The organism is Paracerasibacillus soli (assembly GCF_042432965.1).
Lineage (GTDB): Bacteria > Bacillota > Bacilli > Bacillales > Amphibacillaceae > Paracerasibacillus > Paracerasibacillus soli.
In genome coordinates, this window is sequence record NZ_JBHLWL010000046.1 from 1 (window position 1) to 1915 (window position 1915).

The 1915-nt window shown below is 45.4% G+C and carries 14 tRNA genes; all 14 read left to right on the forward strand.

Annotated elements, in window-relative coordinates:
- Positions 1-210 precede the first annotated feature (210 nt).
- Positions 211-285 (forward strand) — tRNA-Asn (locus ACFFIS_RS13225).
- 1 nt (position 286) lies between these two features.
- Positions 287-378 (forward strand) — tRNA-Ser (locus tag ACFFIS_RS13230).
- Positions 379-392: 14 nt separating this feature from the next.
- Positions 393-467 (forward strand) — tRNA-Glu (locus ACFFIS_RS13235).
- Between the two features lie 7 nt (positions 468-474).
- A tRNA-Val gene (locus ACFFIS_RS13240) sits at positions 475-550 on the forward strand.
- A 27-nt stretch (positions 551-577) separates the two neighbouring features.
- Positions 578-654, forward strand: a tRNA-Met gene (locus ACFFIS_RS13245).
- An 18-nt stretch (positions 655-672) separates the two neighbouring features.
- Positions 673-749, forward strand: a tRNA-Asp gene (locus tag ACFFIS_RS13250).
- 20 nt (positions 750-769) lie between these two features.
- A tRNA-Phe gene (locus tag ACFFIS_RS13255) sits at positions 770-842 on the forward strand.
- 8 nt (positions 843-850) lie between these two features.
- Positions 851-935, forward strand: a tRNA-Tyr gene (locus tag ACFFIS_RS13260).
- A 4-nt stretch (positions 936-939) separates the two neighbouring features.
- Positions 940-1013: transfer RNA gene (locus ACFFIS_RS13265), tRNA-Trp, on the forward strand.
- Between the two features lie 13 nt (positions 1014-1026).
- A tRNA-His gene (locus ACFFIS_RS13270) sits at positions 1027-1102 on the forward strand.
- An 8-nt stretch (positions 1103-1110) separates the two neighbouring features.
- Positions 1111-1185: transfer RNA gene (locus tag ACFFIS_RS13275), tRNA-Gln, on the forward strand.
- Between the two features lie 4 nt (positions 1186-1189).
- A tRNA-Gly gene (locus ACFFIS_RS13280) sits at positions 1190-1264 on the forward strand.
- 24 nt (positions 1265-1288) lie between these two features.
- Positions 1289-1362: transfer RNA gene (locus ACFFIS_RS13285), tRNA-Cys, on the forward strand.
- 18 nt (positions 1363-1380) lie between these two features.
- Positions 1381-1464, forward strand: a tRNA-Leu gene (locus ACFFIS_RS13290).
- Positions 1465-1915: the final 451 nt, after the last annotated feature.

A 1915-nucleotide genomic window follows, 5' to 3' on the forward strand; every position in this document is an offset into this window, starting at 1 on the left:
GAAGCATGGTGACATGTGCAGCTGACGGATACTAATTGATCGAGGACTTGACTAGCTTCTTACTATAGTTGATTGTTTATTATATTTCTTATTTGGTTTTCAGGGTATAACTTACTTTGAATAGAATAAACTTGATTTTTTTAAAAAAACAATTATAATATTGATTGTCGAGTAAAAAGATCACTTGGCTATAATTCTATATTTGTCCATTCCACAGTAGCTCAGTGGTAGAGCAATCGGCTGTTAACCGATCGGTCGTAGGTTCGAATCCTACCTGTGGAGCCATGGAGAGCTGTCCGAGTGGTCGAAGGAGCACGATTGGAAATCGTGTAGGCTGCGAAAGTGGTCTCGAGGGTTCAAATCCCTCGCTCTCCGCCATGATATTTTAACATGGCCCGTTGGTCAAGCGGTTAAGACACCGCCCTTTCACGGCGGTAACACGGGTTCGAATCCCGTACGGGTCACCATAAATACGGAGGATTAGCTCAGCTGGGAGAGCACCTGCCTTACAAGCAGGGGGTCGCAGGTTCGAGCCCTGCATCCTCCACCATTAATAATTAAAGAATCTTTACATTATCGCGGGGTGGAGCAGTCTGGCAGCTCGTCGGGCTCATAACCCGAAGGTCGCAGGTTCAAATCCTGCCCCCGCAACCAAATCTTTAGATTTACATTGGTCCGGTAGTTCAGTTGGTTAGAATGCCTGCCTGTCACGCAGGAGGTCGCGGGTTCGAGTCCCGTCCGGACCGCCATTGACAAATTCATACATATTGGCTCAGTAGCTCAGTCGGTAGAGCAAAGGACTGAAAATCCTTGTGTCGGCGGTTCGATTCCGTCCTGAGCCATCTTTTACGGAGGGGTAGCGAAGTGGCTAAACGCGGCGGACTGTAAATCCGCTCCCTACGGGTTCGGCAGTTCGAATCTGCCCCCCTCCACCATTCTAGGGGTATAGTTTAATGGTAAAACGAAGGTCTCCAAAACCTTTGATGTGGGTTCGATTCCTACTACCCCTGCCAATTTCTTAATATGGCGGTCGTGGCGAAGTGGTTAACGCACCGGATTGTGGCTCCGGCACGCGAGGGTTCAAATCCCTCCGGTCGCCCCATATTTTATTGGGCTATAGCCAAGCGGTAAGGCAACGGGTTTTGGTCCCGTCATTCCTAGGTTCGAATCCTAGTAGCCCAGCCAATTAGCGGAAGTAGTTCAGCGGTAGAATACCACCTTGCCAAGGTGGGGGTCGCGGGTTCGAATCCCGTCTTCCGCTCCATCTTAATTTTATGTAATTGTAGGTGGCGGCATAGCCAAGTGGTAAGGCAGAGGTCTGCAAAACCTTTATCACCGGTTCAAATCCGGTTGCCGCCTCCAAGTCTTTTTTTATTTTATGCCAGTGTGGCGGAATTGGCAGACGCGCGGGATTCAAAATCCCGTGTCCCCTGGGACGTGTCGGTTCGACCCCGACCACTGGTATCGGAAGCCTTGATATATTGACGTTTTAACGGTTTATTAAATCGTTGGAGCGTCTTTTTTGGGCTCTACAATAAATAGTTGCTCTACAATAAATAGTGTTGGTGATAAAAATTCACTAACACTATTTTTAGTATTAGTAAAAATAGAAAACAAGTGAGTTTCCCTGTAGAATTAAAGTCGACCAAAACCAAATTCAGGAGGGAAATCACTTGTCTTACTCTAATAATATGAAAATTTTACTCGATATACAAGATAAAAACATCACGTATTACCTTACCAATGTCTGGTATCTATCCAACGTTTTTAAACTTAAAGAAACAGCGATTTTTCTGTAAAGCTTGTAATGCTTCCTTTATTGCACGTACATCAATCGTTAAAGAACACTGCTTTATTTCATATCATACAAGAGCTAAAGTACTTATAAAATCAACCGATGCACAATCACTAACTG